Genomic DNA, 5,781 nt, shown 5'->3' with positions numbered 1-5,781 from the left:
GTTTCTTTATTTTTTTTCATTTTAATTTTTGAGCCTTCACCTTCATATGAAAACTCATCAATATTTGAATCATTAACTAACTTAATAAGCTCACGTAGCTCTTGGATTTTTAACATTTGTTACACTCCTTGTGATTAACTCAAAATTTATTGCTAGTATTAGTACCACATACTAACTATGATACGATACTTAAAAGGTTCATTTCAATATTTTGCGAAGATTTTTTATTGAAAACGTCCCCAACAGTGATTAAATCATATCAAAACCTTCCCTTAATTTCATATTTTTATTAAAAAACAAAAAAAGCACGGCATTTTTACCGTGCTTTCGATATCATTATTTATCTTTTTTAGCCGATAATTCAAATTCAACGGCAACATTTTGAAGTTCACCTAACTCACTGCGAACAAGGCGTAGAATTTCATTAGCTTGTTTCTTGGAGCTGTCCTTTGATTTAACAGTAATTTTAATTTTGTCACCCTCTACACGAACAAGAGCATCTTCATAGTCATTGCTTTTTATCATCGTTTCAATAATTTTCTCTTTTGTTTGAATATCATCAAGCTTTTTCAGATCATCAAATGCTTTATTTTTTTGATCTGCAGTAAGTTCTGATGAGGCTGTCTGTGCTTCTAGCGTGCTTCTTAATTTACTGCGATGCTCGTCAATTTCAAGACGTAATTCAGTAAATAAATCATCACTGGAAATAGAAGAAATGACATTCCCATCTTCATCTTCTTGTACGGTAACATTTGTACCGTCTTTAGTTTCAGTCGATGTTTCCATATTTTCTTTTTCATTGCCCTTTTGGTCCTTTTGTTCTTCCTGTTCCATTGCCACATTATTATTTTTGTTTTCAGGCGTTGTAATATAATAGACTGACAACACCACAACTAGACTTAACATTGTTAATAACCATACCGTTTGTTTTTTCAATAACATTTTATGAATCCCCCTTCGTTTTCCTTGGTACAACTGCAACTTTATGATTTGGAACATCAAATCCTTTTGTAACTGCCTCTATTACCATTTGTTTGATTTTCGCGTTCTCAACACCCTTAGCAACAATTAGAACACTTCGAATTTCTGGCTTTTCAATTTTTAGAATGAGTGGTGTTTCTGAATCACCACTGCGGATGATGACAACTTGCTCATCGGTTGTTATATCCTCTACTTGTCGTTTTCCACCATCCCTATCCTCCTCATTAGTGATTTGGCTTTGGGTTACGGTGTTTTTTTCAAGTATTTTTGTTTCAGTAGCATCTACACTAACCGATACAATCACATCTTCTACTCCAGCAATGGCTTCAAGTGCCTCCTTGAGCTCGTTTTCATAACGATCCTCATATTCTGAAATTGCCATTGTCAGCTCATCCTTCTTATTACCAAATGCTGGCTCATCCTTTGCACTTACTTCTGATGAAGATGCTGTCATAACAGAAGGTGAGGGTTTGTTACCTGGAAATAGATTACTAATTAACATAAAGACTATTCCAACTCCCAATAAAAGTAGGAAATATTGGTTTTTTTTGTTTCCTTTTTTATCTGGTGGTTCATCCTTAGACCCGGAAAACAACCCTTTGATTGTGTTTAAAATTCCTTTGTTCTTTTCCATCTACGACTCTTTCCCCCCTTCCACAGTGACTACGATTTTTTCTGAGTCAATTTCTAGCGTTGAAGCTATTGATTTTCTAATAGCTTTAATGTTGGTCTGATCCACTTCTTTGTGCACTGGTTCAATCTGTTTGGAGGTATCGATCTCAACTGTTTTGATTACTGGTACATCATTAGGTTGAGCTGTCTTGTCTGATAACAACACCTCAATTGATTGAATGTCATCATAAGTAACAGCTTCATTTTTATAGGCTTCACTAGATAGGTGTATTTTTACATCTTGAACTATTAGATTTGATTGTTTCTTTACCAACTCCTCTTCAATATCGTTTCGTATTTGGACTTGCACTGTTTCTAAAGCATATGCACGTTGTGAGGCTTGTATTTCTTTTTTCTTCAAATCTATTAAATTTTCTAGATTTTTTTCTGTTTGAACTGGTTTTAGATTCATATTTAACAAGGCTTGATCCAAATCTGATTTAAAAAGGGAGAACAACGGAGTTAAGATGATTAAGATTAATAACAACCCTGTTACCATTTTCACGTATTTTTGCATACTCGAACTGGGCAATAACATGTCCACAATCGTGGCAAGCAAAATAAACAAAATAATATTCGTTATCCATTCAGCAATAAAGCTCAGTGTCCTCACCTCCTAGACGTTTTTTAATGTCCAGCTCCAGCGCCTAGCCCCTCGAGGTCACAAGCTAATCTGTCGAGAAGGTCAAAGTACAACCTTCTAGCCAGCTCATCTTGTGCTTGTCGGGGCTATTCAAGGCGCTTGCGCATTTCATCTAACCATCAATGTCAGGTTTCCGGCTGCAACAATGACCGTGATACTCAGAAAAAACATCAGTGACACGATTGCTAATGCTGCAAAAATATAAATAACGCTTTTACTGATAATATCTAAACATTTAATGACAGGTCCCCCTCCAAGTGGTTGTAAAAGGGCCGCTGCCAGTTTATAAATGATGGCTAAGGAAAGCACTTTAATCGCTGGGAACGCAGCAATTAACAGAAGAATAACCACTCCGAAGATCCCAACTGTATTTTTTAAAAGAACCGAAGCACTTATAACGGTATCAGTGGCATCAGTGAACATTCGACCAATGACAGGTATAAAATTACCAGTAATAAACTTAGCCGTCCGAATCGTTATTCCATCTGCAACCGCTGTCGTGGTGCCCTGCACGGATATAACGCCAAGAAAAATGGTTAAGAAGACACCAATTATTCCGATACTCACATTCCTTAATAACTGGGCAAGCTGTGTCACCTTATGCTGTTCACTTAAAGTACTCACAATGCTCAGTAATGCTGCCATGAATAACAGTGGTAAAACGATATATGAAATAAGAAGTCCGCTTGTATTCATTAAAAATAAGATCAGTGGGTGGAAAAATGCCGCTGATGCAATTCCACCTGATGATGCCACCAACGCTAGCAATATAGGCACAAGTGCTAAGATAAAATTAATCATCGACTGGATGGCTTCCTCGGTGTACATGATCGCAACTCGAAAGCTATTTAACGCGATGATGATTAATACCATGTAGACAATCGAATAAGCAACCTTGCTGACAGTACTTTTCTCAAATGAATTTTGAAGTGTTTGTAAAAACATGCTAAAAATCGTAAGCATGATTAATGTGCTAAGAAGCTTTCCATTAGCTATTAACTCATGGAACACGAATTTGACGAGTCCAAGCAGCCACTCCTTCAATGAGAGCTCCTTCTCACCTCGAATAAACTCTAGTAAACTCCCCTTTTGACTTTCGGGTAAATATCCGCCATATTCCGTTACGATTTCGTCCCAAAATTGTTTTATTTCGTCGATGCCGAGGGTTTCTAACTGTTCCTCAACCTGGTTTTGAATTTGATTGTCGATGATTTCCTGCTGTGAGGGTGAGGCTTGTACAAATTGAGGTAAAGAAAAAAAGAAAAGCAATAAAACTAGAAAAGAAAAGACTCTACTACCGGTCACACCAACCACCCCCTTGAAACGTTCATTTCAATAGATTTAACTAGGAATAAGTCCAATGATTGTTTCGATTAAAACTGTTAGAATTGGTATCGCCATTGCTAAAATTAAAATTTTTCCTCCGAGTTCAATCTTTGAGGCAATTGATCCTTGACCTGCATCCTTTGTAATCTGTGCTCCAAATTCAGCGATGTAGGCAATTCCGATGATCTTCAGAATGGTTTCCACATAAACAGTGTTCACATTTGCATTAATCGCAACCTTCTCAAGCATCCGAATGATATCCGAGATTTCTCCAACTAAAAAGAGAAAAATCACACAGCCAATAAACACGACAAGCATAAAGGCAAAGGTTGGTTTTTGTTCTTTTACAATGAGTGCCAGAAAGGTCCCGATTAGACCTAATCCAACGATTTGTATAATCTCAATCGCTCATCCCCTCCTTACCCCTGAAAAAGGAATACGGCTTTAATCTTTTTAAAGAGGTCCTCTACGATTGTTGCGACCATAAACAGGATATAGATGAATCCCAATAGAGTAACCCACTGGGCATATTCCTTCTTACCCATCTGATCTAGGATTGTATGGAGAAAGGCAACCACAATTCCTACACCGGCTATTTGAAAAATAATATTTACATCCACTCCCATGCGCTTCTTCTCCCCCTAAATCAATAAAATGACTACTAATAATCCTGACAAAAAGCCCAGGCTTTTCACCATTTTTTCATAACGCAATTGCCTATCTTTTGCTTCGCTTTCTTCTCGTTCAAGGTGGGTAATAGCAAGTAAAATATGCTTTTGCTGTGATGTTCTGTCATGCTGCCCAAGCGTCTCGCCAAACTGCTGAAGAATTTCAATTTCTCCTTGATGAAAAGCGGTCAATTTGGACACCTCTTTCAGACTTTCATCCCAAGCAACCTTTACACTGACCTCGCCAGTTTGAAGCCGTTCTGCAAATCCTTCGAAAAAATAAGAAACCGGCTTCGGAATTTGTCTTGAAAGATGGGTAGCGACATCAATTAATGGAACATGTCCATACATAATCTCCGCTTCTAGTGATTGCAAAGCTGTTTTAAGCATTCTCAACTGGCGCGGTCTCTCACTTAATCTGCGGGCCGCCTCAAATCCAGTCCATGTTGTTGCAAGTAATATTAAAATTGCTCCAATTATTTTTATCATTTAGGTCACGCTCGCTTTTGGTAAAAGTTGCTTTCCAGATGGACCAAGAATCGCTTTGATAGTACCTGGACCTTTTGTGCGAGATAGCTCGACAAATCTTTCGATAACGCCTGCTTTAATTATTTTTTCTAAAGAAGGGCGCTTCAGAAGATCGGAAATTTGATGACCATGTGCGGTGACAATTAAACTTACGCCTGCATTAACAGCTTCCATAATTGCCTGACTGTCTTCCTCTCTACCAATCTCGTCGACTATTAATACATCTGGGCTCATCGATCGAATCATCATCATCATGCCCTCTGCCTTCGGACAAGCATCTAGGACATCAACCCTTGGTCCTAGGGATGCCTGTGGAACACCTTTTACACACCCGGCAATCTCGGAACGCTCATCCACGATTCCAACCTTCATTGCGGGAATGCGTCTGGTTTCAATTCCAGAACTGATCATACGTGCAAGATCCCTTAGTAAAGTTGTTTTACCTGTTTGCGGCGGACCTATGATGATGGTGTTTTTCCAATACGTATCATAAAGGTATGGTGCAAGCGGTGCAGCAACACCAATTTTTTGTTTGGCAACCCGAATATTGAAGGAAGTTACATCGCGAATGGCTTTAACCATTCCATTTTCGGTGATCACCTTACCAGCTAGTCCCACTCGATGGCCGCCCTGGATTGTGACATATCCCCGCTTCAATTCCTCTTCAAGTGTATAAATCGAGTATTGCCCTAACTTGTTGAGAAGCTGAATGGCGTCTTCACTTGTCACGATATAACTATGGAATATCGGGATTCCATTCTCGATAATTTCAAGAGGTCTTGAGACCCTAATACGGATTTCTTCCATTTTGTCTGTTCGTTCTGGAGGATACTTGGCTATTAGATTTGCGATTGATTTTGGTAAAACCTCGACTATTTCTTTCATTTAGTAAACTCCTAAATGGCAGTGTTCAAAAAGGAGGACGAAAAGGACCACGTCGGTGAAAACGCCACGTCCTGTGGC

The 5,781-nt window shown here is 38.5% G+C and carries 8 protein-coding genes and 1 pseudogene; all 9 read right to left on the bottom strand.

The window, feature by feature from the left end; translation table 11 throughout:
- Positions 1-116: pseudogene (locus tag V7147_RS16030) on the bottom strand (acetyl-CoA carboxylase biotin carboxyl carrier protein); the annotation flags it as partial.
- 220 nt (positions 117-336) lie between these two features.
- Positions 337-942 (bottom strand): SpoIIIAH-like family protein, encoded by a 606-nt coding sequence (locus tag V7147_RS16025; RefSeq protein WP_335368835.1) that lies wholly within the window; start codon positions 940-942, stop codon positions 337-339.
- Between the two features lies 1 nt (position 943).
- Positions 944-1,615 carry a stage III sporulation protein AG gene (gene spoIIIAG / locus V7147_RS16020; protein ID WP_335368834.1) on the bottom strand — a complete coding sequence of 224 codons (672 nt, stop codon included), beginning with the start codon at positions 1,613-1,615 and terminating at the stop codon, positions 944-946.
- On the bottom strand, positions 1,616-2,266 hold the full coding sequence (gene spoIIIAF, locus V7147_RS16015; RefSeq protein ID WP_335368833.1) for a stage III sporulation protein AF: 651 nt from the start codon (positions 2,264-2,266) through the stop codon (positions 1,616-1,618).
- Positions 2,267-2,404: 138 nt separating this feature from the next.
- Positions 2,405-3,601: a stage III sporulation protein AE gene (gene spoIIIAE, locus V7147_RS16010; protein ID WP_335368832.1), complete on the bottom strand. Its 1,197-nt coding sequence runs from the start codon at positions 3,599-3,601 to the stop codon at positions 2,405-2,407.
- 36 nt (positions 3,602-3,637) lie between these two features.
- Positions 3,638-4,027 (bottom strand): stage III sporulation protein AD, encoded by a 390-nt coding sequence (gene spoIIIAD / locus V7147_RS16005; RefSeq protein WP_083849220.1) that lies wholly within the window; start codon positions 4,025-4,027, stop codon positions 3,638-3,640.
- Between the two features lie 14 nt (positions 4,028-4,041).
- Positions 4,042-4,248, bottom strand: a complete 207-nt coding sequence (gene spoIIIAC / locus V7147_RS16000) for a stage III sporulation protein AC (RefSeq protein ID WP_010284588.1) — start codon at positions 4,246-4,248, stop codon at positions 4,042-4,044.
- Positions 4,249-4,263: 15 nt separating this feature from the next.
- A complete protein-coding gene (gene spoIIIAB / locus V7147_RS15995; RefSeq protein ID WP_335368831.1) occupies positions 4,264-4,779 on the bottom strand; it encodes a stage III sporulation protein SpoIIIAB in 516 nt (171 codons plus the stop codon).
- Positions 4,780-5,703, bottom strand: coding sequence for a stage III sporulation protein AA (gene spoIIIAA / locus V7147_RS15990; protein WP_335368830.1), 924 nt, complete (start codon positions 5,701-5,703; stop codon positions 4,780-4,782).
- Positions 5,704-5,781: the final 78 nt, after the last annotated feature.

Origin of the sequence: Bacillus sp. JJ1521 (assembly GCF_036965165.1) — a bacterium.
Lineage (GTDB): Bacteria > Bacillota > Bacilli > Bacillales > Bacillaceae_L > Ferdinandcohnia.
Note: the sequence above shows the minus strand (reverse complement) of the source record. Positions and strands in the feature narration are given on the sequence as shown.